The following is a 15,541-nucleotide window of genomic DNA, read 5'->3' on the forward strand; positions in this document are numbered from 1 at the left end:
GGTTACAGCAGTTCCACTACCTTATTTCGTCTATATCGCCATTTTCCAAAGGCCTTCGGGGTACTGCTTTGACCAAATTAAGATTTTCGTCGATCTCATCAAGCGGGCTAGGAATATTTTTATTGGAAATCATAAGCCTAGCTGCAGGGAGAAAGAATATTTGAGAATACACTGGAATCCAATGGAGCAAAAAACTACGAAATGCTTGTCGAGGAGATTATCACCAAACTAAACTGACCACAAAATGGATAAGAAGCTAAACGACCCAAGCAAGGGCAATAACCTGTGTATATTACAAAGTGGTGCACTCCTGTTGCCATTTTTGGTGCAAAAAGAAGAAGTTTCCAGTAAACCATGAATGGACAGATTCAAAATCTGCCCTGATCGAGCTGGCTTATGCACTGCATTCCCGGGGTGCGGTAAACCACGGCAAGAGTGATGTGAAGGCAATCATCACGCTGATGGAGACATTGTTCAACATACAGGTAGGGAATTTCTACCGCACCTTTCAGAGCATGCGGGGCAGAAAGAAGAACAGGACCATTTTCCTGGACAGCCTGAAGGAGAGTCTGGTGAAACGCATGGATGAAACGGATATGGGTTATCAATAAACTTGAAACTCTGATACTATGACATTGCAGGATTTAGCAGTTTCTGAAACTTTAGTCTAAGGGGTGGAAGTGAGCGTTTTTGTGAATACTTGTAGCCTATTTAAAGTTGTTTCTATATGTTTTTGAATATAATATGCAATTTATTATTACTTTTATATGTAAATACGTATATCTAATTATTGAATCGAGCGTTTATATCTAAAAACATATAATGAAACGATTGTCCCTTTTTGTCAAAGAGAGAAGAAAGCAATTGGGTATGACCCAGGAAGAGTTTGCCGAACGGAGCGGGGTTGCCTTGACCGTAGTCAGGAAGATAGAGCAGGGCAAGACGAATATGAATCTGGATAAGGTGAATACTGTTTTGGGGATGTTTGGCCATGAGTTGGCTCCTGTAAGCAACAAAGAATTGAATGGACTATGAGAAAGGCGACCATCTATTATAAAAATAGAGTTGCCGGTTTTCTGACAGAGACTGAGGAAGGATTGTATCACTTCCAATACACGGAAGAATATCGGGAAAATCACCCACATGATTTTATCACCTTTACCATGCCTGTAAGAGAAGCTCCCTTTACCGACAAACGGTTGTTCCCTTTTTTTGAGGGCCTGATTCCTGAAGGATGGCTGTTGGATATAGCAAGTAAAAGCTGGAAGCTAAATCCAAATGACCGGATGGGCTTGCTTTTGGCATGTTGTCAGAACTGCATCGGTGCAGTACATGTAGAACCGGTTGTTGGAACAAATGAAAAATAGGTGTCTATATTGCTATGAGTCCTTGGATGAAGGGAGAGACTTTCACGAAAAGTGCAGTCTTAAATTCTTTGGTGTAAAAGTAGCCCCAATCATTCCTTACTCATTAGACCAGATGGGTGAACTTGCCATGGAGGTAGTAGAGCGTAGTGTGTCCGTACCCGGAGTGCAGCCAAAACTATCTTTATCCTTTTTTAAAGGAGTTGGGGAAAGTGCAGAGAACAGACTTACAGTGGTGGGAGCATTGGGAGGGAATTACATTTTCAAACCCCCTTCTTCAACCTTTCCCGAGTTACCCGCGAATGAACATCTATCTATGCGGACGGCGGAATTATTCGGAATCCGTGTAGTCCCTTCTTCTCTGATCAAACTTTCCTCAGGTGAGCTTTCTTACATCACCAAACGGGTTGACCGGGAGGAAAATGGGGATAAAATCCATATGCTTGATATGTTTCAGATCACTGAGGCATTTGACAAATACCGAAGTTCAATGGAGCGGGTAGGGAAGGCATTGGCCATGCACTCTGACCAATCCGGTATAGATTTGCTTTTTTTGTTTGAAATCGCGTTGTTTTCCTTTTTGACAGGAATTAACGATATGCATCTCAAAAACTTTTCAATGATCCAGTCTTCTGCAGGATGGGTTCTGGCACCTTCCTATGATTTATTGAATGTGAAAATTGTCAATCCCGAAGATCAGGAAGAACTTGCCTTGACCATGGGAGGAAGAAAGAGGAAATTCTCAAAAACTGATTTTTGGGAGTTTGGAGCCGGCATGGGGTTGACAGATAAGCAGATTGCCCGGGTGTTCACACGTTTTGAAAAACAAAGGGGCAAAGTGATGGAATGGATTAAGCGTTCATTTCTTTCAATGGATATGCAAAATGCCTATTTAGTTTTACTCAATGAACGGTATGATAGACTCAAATAAGATTTCTTACCCTTAATATTCCACAGCCCACTTCCTTGTTCCGGCGGAACGGGGCTTCGGCAGAAAGAAAATCTGCCTCATCCCAACCAATCATTACCTTACGTCCAAAATTCTTTGGGATAAGGCAGATTTGATCACCGGAATGGTACTTAGCCTGTCAGTAGTTTTTTAGCTTTAAGCTAGGATGGACTGACGCTGCCACCCAAAAAGTCCGCTGTTTCATTTTCTTATAAATGCTGTTTCAGCTCAGCGGATGCCCTTTTTTTGGCATTTCGTTTCTTTCTGACAGTTGGGATTCCATCCGGTTTCTCATATCCTATAACTGTACAAAAGATGACGGGGCTGTCTTACAGAGCTCCGAAAAAAAATCTTTGATTTTGTCCATTCCGAATCAAGCTTTTTAAAATACAGGGTTTCTGAGAAGGATTTTTCCAGACAGTCCGCCCTTACCTTTCCGGCCGTTTGCGCCACTTTACTGCACCTTTTCAAGGAATCCGTTGAGCACAACCTGCTGGATCTCCTTCCCCGTACGGGCTGAAGGCCAGTTTCAGCCAGGCCAGGTACAAGATCAAAAGCGATTTCTTCAGGGATATCAACTCAATGGTATCCGATTTTAGCAGGGCCAGGCCTATGCCCCTTTGGAATGGCTACCGGTTGTATGCCGGTGACGGCAGTACGGTAAGACTTCCCCCAAGCGCTTCGGTTAAAAAATATTTTGGGGTTGAAAGCGTCACCGGGCAGGGGACAGAAAGAAGCCTTGCCAGGATTTTTATGGTCTATTCAGTAATGGCCAGGTTCGTCCATGATTCAGAAATCGGGGTGATGCCGAAGGGGGAAAAGACGATGTTGACTGACTCTCTGGAACGCGCACCCTTGGGAGAAAATGCCATACTTCTGCTGGACCGTGGATTCGGCAACATCTGTGTGGCCAAGGAACTGCAAAACCGGGGCATCGATTTTTGCATTAGTATTTTAGTTACAATGAGCAATTTTGCCAAGACAGTGCAAACATGCCTTTGCCCCCAAACCAGCTTGGAGCTCCCCTCCCTGACTGCTCTTTGGGAAGACAGGAAACCAACTCATCCCATGGGATGGAATCATGTATCTGGCCTAATAATGACTTCTTGAAAAAGTAGATTACCATTCTCGGGAAAAGCATATTCGCAGATTTCATGCTTTTCATTTATTTTAACAATAACCCTTTATCCAGAAAAATCTATCTCTAAAGAGTGGAAATCGCACTTTTTATACGGTTTTTTACAAAATACCTTTGCTTTTTGTTACAACTACCATTGTTCTCTTTTGAGTTTATACCTCAATTTTGACATCTATCAAGATTGGGTTTTCAATTAATAACTTGTTTGAGAATCTATAATTTGAAAACGTCATAAATTTTATTTTAGAGTCCACACTGAAAAGTAAGTAAAGCCAATAAAGGGTTTATAACAAAGTGAAAAACATATGATTTTATTCTCATTAATTGGATGGTTTAATTTATTGGTCAGAAGGGCGCTTGGGTTGCTCAACATGGATAACCTAATCCCCTCAGAGTCTACTTACTACCTGTTCCGGAAGTTTATAGTGGAGCATGAAAGACAGGGTAACCCCAATCTTTTGGAAGGAACATTTACCACAGTCAACAAGGGCCGGGCACAGGAATTTCAGGTAAGCGGATGGAGTATCCGAATGGACAGCAAACTCCTTGGAAGCAACATTGCCTGGCTGAGCCGGTATGAACTGGTTCATGAAACCCTGCGGTTGTTCTGTTCCAAAATAGCTTTTAAAGAGCTTGTAAACATCCTGACTTTATCGGAACTGCAATTAGTGAAAAGTCTGCTGTCCGAAACGGGCAATAAAGTTATTTACCGCTGTTCGGGAGAAGAAGTTAAAATCAGGCCTTCTATACTCCCATCGGTAAGCTTTATAAACCAGTTTAGCCCAATAGTCAGTAAAATGACAAGGATGATCATAAATAAGTCAAACCTATTTCAAAAACCCAAGTTCTTGCCTATTTCTGAAATCAGGTTTTAGGTGGAGACTCATTTCTCAATTAATTAAACCCCAAATACTAATGATGTTAAAATTCTTTACTTACTTCTTTAAGTGGCAACAATTTGCCTCTTTGATTTTGCTCCTATCAATAAGCCATATGGCTTCTGCCCAGCAACAGAATGTGTCTGGCACTGTCACGGATGATACTAATGAAACCCTCATTGGTGTAACTATCTTAATTAACGGAACGACTAGAGGAACGGTTACCGATATAGATGGGCGGTATGATATACAGGCCTCTCCTTCTGATGTGTTAGTTTTCTCTTACATTGGTTATACCTCACAGGAAATAACAGTTGGGTCAAGAACTATTCTTGATGTGGTGTTAGTTAGCGACGCCAGTGATTTGGGAGAAGTAGTGGTCGTAGGTTATACCACGCAGTCTAAAAAACTGTCTACCGGCTCTATGTCCCAGATAAAAACCGAAGAAGCTTTGGCTGTACCCATCACAAATGCCGCAGAAGCATTACAGGGAAGGGCTGCAGGTGTTACAGTAGTGACAGGTGGACAGCCGGGAAGTACACCTATAGTACGGGTAAGAGGATTTGGATCAACAAATAATAATGGTCCTTTGTATATTATAGATGGCATGCAAACCACTGATGGGAATGTATTGGCGCAAATAAATCCCAGTGACATTGCAAGTATGAATGTTTTGAAAGATGCTTCGGCGGCCATATACGGAGCCAGAGCTTCCAATGGGGTTATTATTATTACGACAAAATCAGGTAGTAAGGGGGCCAAACCCATTGTCCAATTTAATTCATTCTATGGGTTTCAAGAGGCCAGCAATGTACCTGAGTTGCTAAATTCGGAACAGTTGGGAGAAGTTTTTTGGCAAAGCTATTTAAACGACGGAATTGCCCCACGCCACGCTCAATATGGCGATGGCCCCACCCCAGTCGTACCGGAATATATTAGGGGAAATCCAGATTTACCATATGATCCAATCACCAATCGCCTGACCCGTGCACGTACCGGAAACCATTGGTTAGATGAAATATTCCGAAAAGGTAGCATCCAGAATTATGACCTTTCAATACAGGGGGGCGGACAAAACACTCGATATTTGATGTCAGTGGGTTATCAGAACAGAGAAGGGGTTCAGCTTCATACGGGCTTCGAGCGCTTCGTCACTAGATTGAACTCTGAAATTGATGTAAACGAACATATTCGGTTTGGTGAACACCTCAGTTTTTCCTATAGTGATCAATTATCCCAAAACCAGGTACAGGGTGCAGTGGGCGCAAGCCCGTTGATTCCCAACTATGATGAAGGTGGAAATTTTGCGGGTGCAGGTCCTTCCACTGCAGCCGGACTTAATAACCTTATTTCTCCCCTTGCCAATTTAGAAAGGGGAAGAGATAATTTTAACCGGAATTTCCGGTTTGTAGGTGACGCCTTCGTGGATGTGAATTTCTTAAATGATTTTACCGCCCGATCAACAATTGGCATTAATTATAACAATACTTTTGCTCATGCAGTTGTGCGGAAAAGCCCGGAATCTCCTGAGCCGGTTACGACCACGGCACTGAATGAGATACAAAGCATCAACTCTTCCTGGGTCTGGACGAACACGGTCCGGTATAACAAACAGGTTGGGGATCATACCATCAATCTGTTGGCAGGAGCTGAAGCGGTTAATGAATCCCTGAGGCTTTCCAATATCAGAATTGAAAATTTTCTCTTGGAAGATGCTGACTATCTGATTTTGGGAACAGGTAACAATGCACCTAATATTGCTGACAGCAGATGGGAACAAAATACGCTTTCCTCTTATTTTTTTAATGCTGATTATGCTTATAAAGGAAAATATCTTGCTTCCGTTTCAGTTAGACAAGATAAGTCATCAAGGTTTGCCAAAGGAAACAATTCAGGAGTATTTCCCTCTGGAAGTGTAGGCTGGATTATCAGTGAGGAAGATTTCATGAAGAATAAATCTAAAGTTTCCTTGTTAAAGTTAAGAGCATCTTATGGCTTGTTAGGCAACCAGTCTATTCCAATACCCAACCCCTTCCTTAATATTTATCAGACTAATCCGGAATATTCTTTTTATTCTATTCAAAACGGTACCATAAATACAGGAACAATGCTGTCAAGATTGGGTAATCCAAACCTGCGTTGGGAAATATCCCAACAGGCCAATATTGGTTTAGATCTGGGCTTTTTAAATAATGATGCCAGTTTTTCCATAGATGTCTATAATAAATCTACTAGGGACATGATTATTGCCAGTCCTCTTCCTTCTACCGCTATAGATGCAGCAGCACCTTATATTAATGCAGGTAAAGTAACAAACAGGGGAGTTGATTTGAGTCTGGCCTATGGTAATTTCTCTAAAGAATCTACTGTTAAGTGGGATGTTGGGTTAAATATATCTGCGTATAAGAATGAATTGGTAAGTTTAAATGATGCTAATCCAAGTGCTTTCCTTACCGGTGCAAATTTCTATAACGGAATTATTACCAGAAGCTCAAGTGGCGAGCCTATATCATATTTTTATGGACGGGATATAATCGGGATATTTCAAAATGCCGAAGAAGTTGCAGCGGCTCCCAGCCAGGGGTTTGCTAACCCTGCTGCAGGGGTAGGACGGTTCCGCTACCGGGATATTGATGGCAACGGGATCATTAATGATGCGGATAGAACCAATCTTGGTAACCCGCACCCTGATTTTACCTACGGCTTAAACGCTAATTTATCCTATAAGAAATTCAGTCTTACAATGTTCTTCCAAGGATCCCAAGGTAACGAGATATATAACTTTCTAAAAGTATATACAGATTTTGGAACGTTCTTCAATGGAAACAGAAGCCCGAGAGTATTGGATGCCTGGACCGAAACCAACCGGGATGCAACACTGCCGATGGTAGGAACAAGTGTAAAGAACAGCGAATCCGCACCAAATTCATATTATGTAGAGGATGGTTCTTATTTGCGATTGAAGAATCTACAATTTGGTTATAATTTCAGTTTGCCCAAATTGGGTGTAAACAATGCTCTTGTTTATTTACAGGGAACCAACCTGTTTACTATAACCAACTATACCGGCACAGATCCGGAAACAGGATCAACTGGGGGAAGTGATCTTACATTTGGGGTTGATACTGGGACCTATCCGATCGCCAAGGCTTATACTGTTGGTCTCAATTTTAGCTTTTAATCAAAACATTATAATATATAACTTGTATGAAAAATATATTAATAGGATTCGTATTTGCCTTTCTTGCATCTTCCTGTGTTGAAGAATTCAATGAAATCCCACCTAAAGGGGTTATAAGTTCCGAGTCTTTAGCTACAGAAGAAGGGGTGGATTTGCTCCTGATAGGAGCATACTCCATGCTTGACCAGCTGAGACCTGGTATTACAAATGATTATTATTCCACTGGCGATAAATTCTGGTATGGCATCATGTCAGATGAAGCACATAAGGGTGGGGATAATGGTGATCTCGCGCCACTTTTTCAATTGTCCATGCATAATTATGAAACCAATAATCCTTTCATATTGGATGAATGGAAAGGGCTATATGCAGGAGTGAATCGGGCAAATTTGGTTATTGCACAGGCCGAATTGGTTGAAGAAGTAGACCTGACTACCCAGATTGCTGAGGCGAGATTTCTGAGAGCACATTTTAATTTTAATTTGACCAGATCATGGGGGAATGTAGTCTACCTCGGCCCCGAGGACATATATGAAACCAATAAACCAAACGATGGGCCTCTTTGGGATCAGATAGAAGAAGATTTTCAATTTGCAATAGAGAATCTGCCACCCACTCAAGGCGAATCAGGTCGTGCAAACCAATGGTCAGCCAAAGCGTATCTGGGAAAGGTTTACCTGTATGAGCAGAAATACACTGAGGCAGCAACATTATTGCAGGAAGTAGTTGAAAGTGGGCCATATCAGCTGCTTGATGAATTTACGGATAATTTCGGAGAGGCCGGGAAAGCGGGAACTGAATCAGTTTTTGCTATCCAGTTTCAAAATGATGACGGTCAGTCTTTTAATGGAAACCGGAGCTTCTTGTGGCCACTTGCCGGTGGGCCCTTGGGAACTTGCTGCGGTTTTTATCAGCCAACTCAGGACCTTGTCAACGCTTATCAGACAGATGCCTCCGGATTGCCTTTATTGGACACTTATAATCTGACTGATATAAAGAATGATCAAGGCCTGCCCTCATTTGAGGCAGATGGCACAACGCCCACCCCTTTTACTGTACACTCCGGCCCGGTAGATCCCAGACTTGATTTTACTGTGGGGCGAAGGGATTTGGACTGGAATGGATTTGGCAGGTTTGTGGGGATGTCCTGGGTTAGAGCCCAGGTAAATGGTGGCCCCTATGCCACTAAAAAATTCCAGTACCGGGCCTGGGACATTGACGCAAACAGAGGACAGTTTGGACAGTTTGAAAGACCGGGTATACATTACCAGGTTATTCGTTATGCTGATGTATTACTGATGGCAGCAGAAGCACTGGTAGAGTCCGGCGGGAGCCTGATGACTGCCCTTGATTACGTCAATCAGGTCAGGAACAGAGCAAATCAATCCACCTATGTCCCTACTATACCCGGTGTTAACCCTACCAACTATCATATTGAACCTTACCCCAACTTTCCTGATGTGGAATATGCTAGAAAGGCAGTTCGGTTTGAGCGGAGATTAGAGTTGGCAACGGAAGGGCACCGCTGGTTTGATCTGTCAAGATACGGGGCCGATTATTATACAACAACCATGAATTCATTTTTTAAAAATGAAGCTCGCACCATACAGGGTTTTGAAAACCTTACGAGCCCGGCTTTGCCAAAGCATGCAATTTTGCCTATTCCTTTAAGTGCAATTGATTTAAGCAACAATTTACTAAAACAGAATCCTGGATGGTAGAAATAGAAATTGAGGAAATGATGCAGTCATTGATTTTAGAATATGTTTCCTTAAATACATTAAACTATACACATATATTACCTTAAACTAAATAACTATGGATCCCTTTAATTCAATTTCCTATTTTAAAAAAACATTTTCCTTTATTTTGACCCTGTTTTTGGTTACCTCAGGCTTTGCTGCAGATATCGAGACACTGAAAATCGGTGCGGTTGCACCAGGCTTTAGTTTACCAGGGACGGATGGAAAAACCTATACCCTTGAAAGCTTTGCAGATTCCGAAGTACTTGCTATTGTTTTTACCTGTAATCATTGCCCTACAGCACAGGCATATGAAGATCGCATAATAGCTTTAACCAATGATTATAAAGCTAAGGGAGTTGCCCTGGTGGCTGTTTCACCCAACGATCCCGATGCAGTATCCCTATCCGAATTAGGTTACTCGGATATGGGTGATAGCTTTGAAGAGATGATAATCAGGGTAAAAGAAAAAGGCTATAATTTCCCTTATCTCTATGATGGTGAGACAGAGGAGATGTCAAAATCTTATGGCCCAATTGCTACCCCACATATCTTTATTTTCGATAAACAGCGTAGGTTACAGTATGTGGGACGTTTGGATGGATCTGAAAAGCCGGGTACTGGCAATGCTGAAGATGCCAGGAACGCAATAGATGCTTTGTTGGCTAATAAACCAGTAGCCGTACCTGAAACAAAAACATTTGGATGCTCCGTTAAATGGTCTGAAAAGAGTGATTGGATAGATAAAGCACCAGCAGCCTGGGCCAAGGAACCCGTTAATCTGGAATTGATCGACGATGCCAAGATAAAAGAACTATTGAAAAACGATACTGATAAAGTACGCTTGATTAATGTTTGGGCTACCTGGTGTGGACCATGTGTAACTGAAATGCCGGACTTTGTCGATATAAACCGCATGTACCGCAGAAGAGACTTTGAATTTATAACCATCAGTGCGGATAGACCGGATAAAAAAGACAAAGCACATGAAATACTTAAAGAAATGCAGGCTTCCGGTATAAATTATATTTATAATTCCGAAGATAAATATAAACTTATCGATGCTATTGATGCTGAATGGCAAGGTGCTTTACCCTATACACTTTTGATTCAGCCGGGGGGTAAAGTTATATATAGGGTACAAGGCACAATTGAACCGCAAAGCATGAAAAAAATGATAGTTGAAGAAGTAGGTAGGTATTATTAATTGAACCTAGGCTTTTGATAATGTTTCTCTATAATCAGAAAGCCCAGGTTTTTAATTTACTTCCTCATTAAATAATTTTTGTTAGGCTAAACAAGATTGGTGTGGGAATATGATCACTACTTTAAGGTTTAGCGTTTTTATATTCCATTATAAATGGGTATATGTCCTTTTTATTTCAATGAAATTATTGGTTAGGAGATGTAAATACATTCTGGTAACCTTGATTTTATGGACTGACTACTCGAGCATACTAGGATAACAGGATAGTTGGAACCAGACTTCACCACCTGTCACTATTACTGATCCTGCTCTCTCTTACAAAATCGATAAAAGTTAAATTAGTTACTATTAAATAGATAAATGGAACACCTTCAATGTTTAATAATTGGTGCAGGTCCAGCAGGTTTCACAGCTGCTATATATGCAGCGAGAGCGAATTTAAATCCAGTAATGTATGTAGGCAGCCAACCAGGGGGTCAACTTACCATTACCAGGGACGTAGAAAATTACCCTGGATTTCCTGACGGTGTACTGGGGCCCGAAATGATGGAGTTATTTGAAAAGCAAGCCAAAAGGTTTAATGCGGATATCCGAAACGGAATAGTTACTGATGTGGACTTTTCCAGCCACCCCCATGAAATTACCATAGATAACATAAAAAATATTTCGGCTGACTCTATAATTATTGCTACAGGAGCCTCTGCAAAGTGGTTGGGTTTGCCCTCAGAAACACGTCTTAACGGAAGCGGTGTATCGGCTTGCGCAGTTTGTGACGGTTTTTTCTACAGGGGTCAGGATGTGGCAATTGTAGGTGCTGGTGATACCGCCTGTGAGGAAGCCTTATATCTATCCAAATTATGTAACCATGTACATATGCTGATTAGAAGGGATGAGATGCGGGCATCTAAAATTATGCAGAAACGGGTAATCAATACCCCAAACATTACCGTTCACTGGCATGCAGAAGCGGAAGAAGTAATAGGAGAACAGATAGTTACCGGGGTTCGGGTAAAGGACAATCTTAACGAAGAAACATATGTACTAGCTGTACAAGGTTTTTTTGTGGCCATTGGTCACCATCCAAACGCAAAAGTATTCAGTCAGTACCTGGATACGGATGATCAAGGGTATATAATTACCCAACCCGATTCTACGAAAACTAATATCCCTGGTGTGTTTGCCTGTGGAGATGTTCAGGACAAGCATTTTCGGCAAGCCGTAACCGCAGCTGGATCTGGATGTATGGCAGCTTTGGAGGCAGAAAGGTTTTTAACTACAGTAGAGGCACATGTCTCATCTGCTGATTAACATTTGTATTATTAATGAATAATAATTGATATGAAACGATTGAAATTGAGTGTTTTCTCATTTTGTTTATTGCTGGCAGCTTTAATAAGCAGTCCTGCTTTTTCACAAAATAAATCCTTGGGAATCTTTGATGGCCATGGGGATATAGGTACCGATGTAAAGCCTGGTTCTGCAGTATATGATTCCATAACGCAACAATACCAGATAAGTGGAGCGGGCTATAATATTTGGTTAGACCACGATGAATTCCATTTTTTATGGAAAAAAATGGAAGGTGATTTTATTCTTTATACCCGCGCCAAGTTTGTGGGAGAAGGTGTTGATCCACACCGTAAAGTGGGATGGATGGTTCGTACCAGCCTAGAAGGGAATTCCACCCATATTAATGCAGTAGTACATGGGGACGGCCTTACTTCATTACAGTATAGAAAGACAGCTGGGGCTAATACCGATGAGATTCGCTCGGATTTGACACATGCAGATGTAATTCAGCTGGAGAGAAAAGGCAATACCTATACCATGCGGGTTGCAAAGTTCGGTGAACCGTTTGTTACTGAGGAAGTAGCTGATCTAGAATTGGGTGAAGAAGTATATGTAGGCTTGTTTGTGGGATCTCATAATAAAGATGTAGTTGAAAAAGGTGTTTACAGTGATGTGCGCATCTTGGCGCCTGCCCCGGATGATTTGATTCCGTATCGACAATATCTGGGAAGTGATCTGGAGATATTGGACGTACAAACCGGAGACCGCAAGATTGTTTATTCATCTGCGAAATCATTGCAGGCACCGAACTGGACCCCTGACGGTAATACCCTGATCTACAACAGCGAAGGCTCTATGCATACCTTTGACCTGTCAACGCGTAAGCCAAAAGTACTCAACACAGGCGAGGTTAAGAACAACAACAACGACCATGTTCTTTCTTTCGACGGCAAGATGCTGGGGCTAAGCAGTGGAGTTTCTGATCTGGGCGGCTCCATTATTTACACAGTACCTGTGACAGGTGGAAATCCAAAGCAGATTACCCCAAGAGGCCCATCTTATCTACATGGTTGGTCTCCCGACGGCAAATTGCTCACATTTACAGGAGAACGCGATGGAGAATACGACATTTATACAGTTCCCTCTGAAGGTGGCGAAGAAATACGTCTGACAACTGCTAAAGGTCTGGATGACGGTTCCGAATACACACCCGATGGAAAATACATCTACTTTAACTCCAACCGATCCGGCACGATGCAAATCTGGCGAATGAAATCTGACGGAAAAGAGCAGGAAGCCGTTACCAACGATGACTTCCATGATTGGTTCCCTCATATTTCACCGGATGGGAAGTCTATTGTGTTCTTATCGTTTCTGAAAGAAGAAGTAGAGTCTGGAGATCACCCCTTCTACAAGCACGTGTATCTACGTATGATGCCAGTTGGTGGTGGGGACCCGAAAATAATTGCTTATGTATACGGTGGCCAGGGAACAATCAATACCCCATCATGGAGCCCAGACAGTAAAAAAGTTGCCTTTATCAGCAACTCGGCTGCTACAGGAAATGAAAAATCTGGCAACTAATTATTTTTTAGATTAAGTTATTCATCGAAATCAAAACAATCAAATGGTAAACAGACGGGGTTTCTTTAAAAATGCGAGTGCTCTGGCTTTGGGCACTATATTACTTCCGGAAGCTTTCTGGGGTAATAATCTATTAAAAAATGAAAAAGTTATCGGCTTTGAAAGGAAAAAATCAGGAGCGATTGGCTTGCAGTTATATTCGGTAAAAGATATCCTGGAGAAGGATCTAAAAGGAACCCTACAGCAATTGGCTGATATCGGCTATAAAGAAATTGAATCGTATCCGGGAAGTAAAGGTCATTACTATGGAATGAAACCTAAAGTTTTTTCCTCAATGCTAAAGGACATGGGAATGAAATTGATAAGCAGCCATTTTGGATCAGGGACACGTGAAGGCAAGGCAGAATCCTGGTACCATGCCACAATGCTGACCAGATTTGATGAATTGGTTCAAAACGCAGCTGAAACCGGCCAAAAATATCTTACCTGCTCTTGGATGGATAAAGGTTTACGCAACTCTCCTGACGATCTGAAGAAAACGGCGGAACTGTTTAACTCAGTTGGTGAAACCTGTAAAAACGCAGGTTTACAGTTTGCTTATCATAATCATGCCTTTGAGTTTGAAAAAATTGGAGACTCAGTTCTGTATGACTTTATGCTGGAAAATACAGATCCTGAACTGGTGCAATGGGAAATGGATATTTTTTGGCTTGTAGCAGGTAATTACGATCCGATAGCCTATTTTAAAAAGTATCCAAACCGCTTCCCGTTAGGCCACATCAAGGATATGGATAAGCAGGATATGAAAAACAGTACAGAAATCGGCAACGGATCCATCAACTATAGCCATATTTTGAAAGAGGCTAAAAAATATGGTATGCAGCATTTTATAGTTGAACAGGAAAATTTTACCCGTCCATCAATGGACAGCATGAGGATAAATCACAAAAACCTATCAGGTTTGAAATTATAAAAGAGTATGTCCTATAAAGGATCTTCACGTAAAACTAAACTCTTTATGAAAAAATTAAGTATTGCTTTTTGTACAATTATTTTCTTATCCATTTTAAGCGTAAAAGCACAGAACCCCATTCGCGTTATGATATTGGATGGTGAAATGAACCCCTATCATCGATGGGATTTGGTCACTCCAATACTTAAAAAGATATTAGATGAACCTAAAAAATTTAATACTGATATAGTTACAACTCCACCGGAGAATGGTGACTTTAGCGATTTTATGCCGAAATTTACCGATTATCAAGTTGTTGTTTTAAATTATGATGCCCCAACAGATCGTTGGCCTGAGGCTTTGAAGAAATCTTTTGAGCAATATATGTTGAATGGAGGGGGCCTGGTGACAATACACGGCGCGAATAATTCTTTTCCTGAATGGGAGGAATTCAACAAAATGATTGGTGTAGGAGGCTGGCGTGGCCGAAATGAGAAAAGTGGGCCATATTGGTATTATCATGAAGGAAAGTTGGTTACTGATCCTAAACCCGGAAATGCTGGCAGCCATGGAAGCAGACTTCCTTTCCAGATGAAAGTCGTGAACAGTAATCATCCCATTACAAAGGGCCTTCCCTCAGTCTGGATGCATCAAAGTGATGAATTGTATGCCCAACTTCGTGGTCCAGGTGAAAATATGTCTGTGCTTGTGACTGCCTATTCTGATAAGAGCAACAAAGGAACTGGTTATGATGAACCTCAGCTAATGGTTATCAGCTATGGCGAAGGAAGGGTTTTTCATTACGCTCCAGGCCATGATGCTACAAGTATGAGTTCAATAGATTATGTGGTGCTGCTTCAAAGGGGGACTGAATGGGCTGCGACTGGTGAAGTTACCCAAAAGGTTCCTGATAATTACCCGGATGCAAATACAGTTTCATACCGACCGGATATTGCTGCTACGGACTAACTCCCGCAGGGTTCTAAGCCTAGCGTATCCTGTAAATTCTTCCCATTAGTTTCACAAACACTTTTTCCTTCTCCTGGAGATGTCTGGAGTTTTTCTTATAACATCATAATCTGGTTTGCCAGGGAAAAAGATTTGTTACTTTAGGGTCTGCTGAAAAACTCAGCCAATACAATTTCTCAAAACCAGTCCAGATTTTGTTCTGGACTGGTTTGTTTAAGTGCGCCTGGCTTGGGAGCTAACTATAGGGTATGAGTACGAACGTCCCCTGGGCTGAAGGGAGTGCTAGC

The 15,541-nt window shown here is 41.7% G+C and carries 13 protein-coding genes; all 13 read left to right on the top strand.

Annotation, left to right across the window (positions count from 1 at the left end):
• Positions 1 to 299: 299 nt before the first annotated feature.
• Positions 300 to 611 carry an RteC domain-containing protein gene (locus tag AS141_RS25470; RefSeq protein ID WP_057940545.1) on the top strand — a complete coding sequence of 104 codons (312 nt, stop codon included), beginning with the start codon at positions 300 to 302 and terminating at the stop codon, positions 609 to 611.
• A 211-nt stretch (positions 612 to 822) separates the two neighbouring features.
• Entirely contained in the window at positions 823 to 1,035 is a 213-nt protein-coding gene (locus AS141_RS25475; protein WP_057940546.1) for a type II toxin-antitoxin system Y4mF family antitoxin, read from the top strand.
• Entirely contained in the window at positions 1,032 to 1,367 is a 336-nt protein-coding gene (locus tag AS141_RS25480) for a HipA N-terminal domain-containing protein (protein ID WP_057940547.1), read from the top strand. The genes AS141_RS25475 and AS141_RS25480 overlap by 4 nt, the downstream gene beginning before the upstream one ends.
• The gene (locus AS141_RS25485) at positions 1,357 to 2,295 is read left to right on the top strand and encodes a HipA domain-containing protein (protein WP_057940548.1); all 939 of its coding nucleotides are present in this window, start codon (positions 1,357 to 1,359) and stop codon (positions 2,293 to 2,295) included. The genes AS141_RS25480 and AS141_RS25485 overlap by 11 nt, the downstream gene beginning before the upstream one ends.
• Before the next feature lie 600 nt (positions 2,296 to 2,895).
• Positions 2,896 to 3,423, top strand: a complete 528-nt coding sequence (locus AS141_RS25490) for a transposase (RefSeq protein ID WP_157243598.1) — start codon at positions 2,896 to 2,898, stop codon at positions 3,421 to 3,423.
• Between the two features lie 333 nt (positions 3,424 to 3,756).
• Positions 3,757 to 4,326, top strand: a complete 570-nt coding sequence (locus AS141_RS25495) for a hypothetical protein (RefSeq protein WP_157243599.1) — start codon at positions 3,757 to 3,759, stop codon at positions 4,324 to 4,326.
• A 40-nt stretch (positions 4,327 to 4,366) separates the two neighbouring features.
• Complete coding sequence (locus tag AS141_RS25500; protein ID WP_082632439.1) at positions 4,367 to 7,510, top strand: SusC/RagA family TonB-linked outer membrane protein; 3,144 nt, start codon at positions 4,367 to 4,369, stop codon at positions 7,508 to 7,510.
• Positions 7,511 to 7,536: 26 nt separating this feature from the next.
• Positions 7,537 to 9,231 carry a RagB/SusD family nutrient uptake outer membrane protein gene (locus tag AS141_RS25505; protein ID WP_057940552.1) on the top strand — a complete coding sequence of 565 codons (1,695 nt, stop codon included), beginning with the start codon at positions 7,537 to 7,539 and terminating at the stop codon, positions 9,229 to 9,231.
• Between the two features lie 97 nt (positions 9,232 to 9,328).
• A complete protein-coding gene (locus AS141_RS25510) occupies positions 9,329 to 10,459 on the top strand; it encodes a redoxin domain-containing protein (protein ID WP_057940553.1) in 1,131 nt (376 codons plus the stop codon).
• A gap of 360 nt (positions 10,460 to 10,819) precedes the next feature.
• A complete protein-coding gene (gene trxB, locus AS141_RS25515) occupies positions 10,820 to 11,767 on the top strand; it encodes a thioredoxin-disulfide reductase (RefSeq protein WP_057940554.1) in 948 nt (315 codons plus the stop codon).
• A 30-nt stretch (positions 11,768 to 11,797) separates the two neighbouring features.
• On the top strand, positions 11,798 to 13,333 hold the full coding sequence (locus tag AS141_RS25520; protein WP_057940555.1) for a TolB family protein: 1,536 nt from the start codon (positions 11,798 to 11,800) through the stop codon (positions 13,331 to 13,333).
• Positions 13,334 to 13,376: 43 nt separating this feature from the next.
• On the top strand, positions 13,377 to 14,306 hold the full coding sequence (locus AS141_RS25525) for a sugar phosphate isomerase/epimerase family protein (protein WP_057940556.1): 930 nt from the start codon (positions 13,377 to 13,379) through the stop codon (positions 14,304 to 14,306).
• Between the two features lie 45 nt (positions 14,307 to 14,351).
• Positions 14,352 to 15,254: a ThuA domain-containing protein gene (locus AS141_RS25530; protein WP_057940557.1), complete on the top strand. Its 903-nt coding sequence runs from the start codon at positions 14,352 to 14,354 to the stop codon at positions 15,252 to 15,254.
• The last annotated feature ends 287 nt before the right edge of the window (positions 15,255 to 15,541 follow it).

Origin of the sequence: Algoriphagus resistens (genome assembly GCF_001442615.1) — a bacterium.
Lineage (GTDB): Bacteria > Bacteroidota > Bacteroidia > Cytophagales > Cyclobacteriaceae > Algoriphagus > Algoriphagus resistens.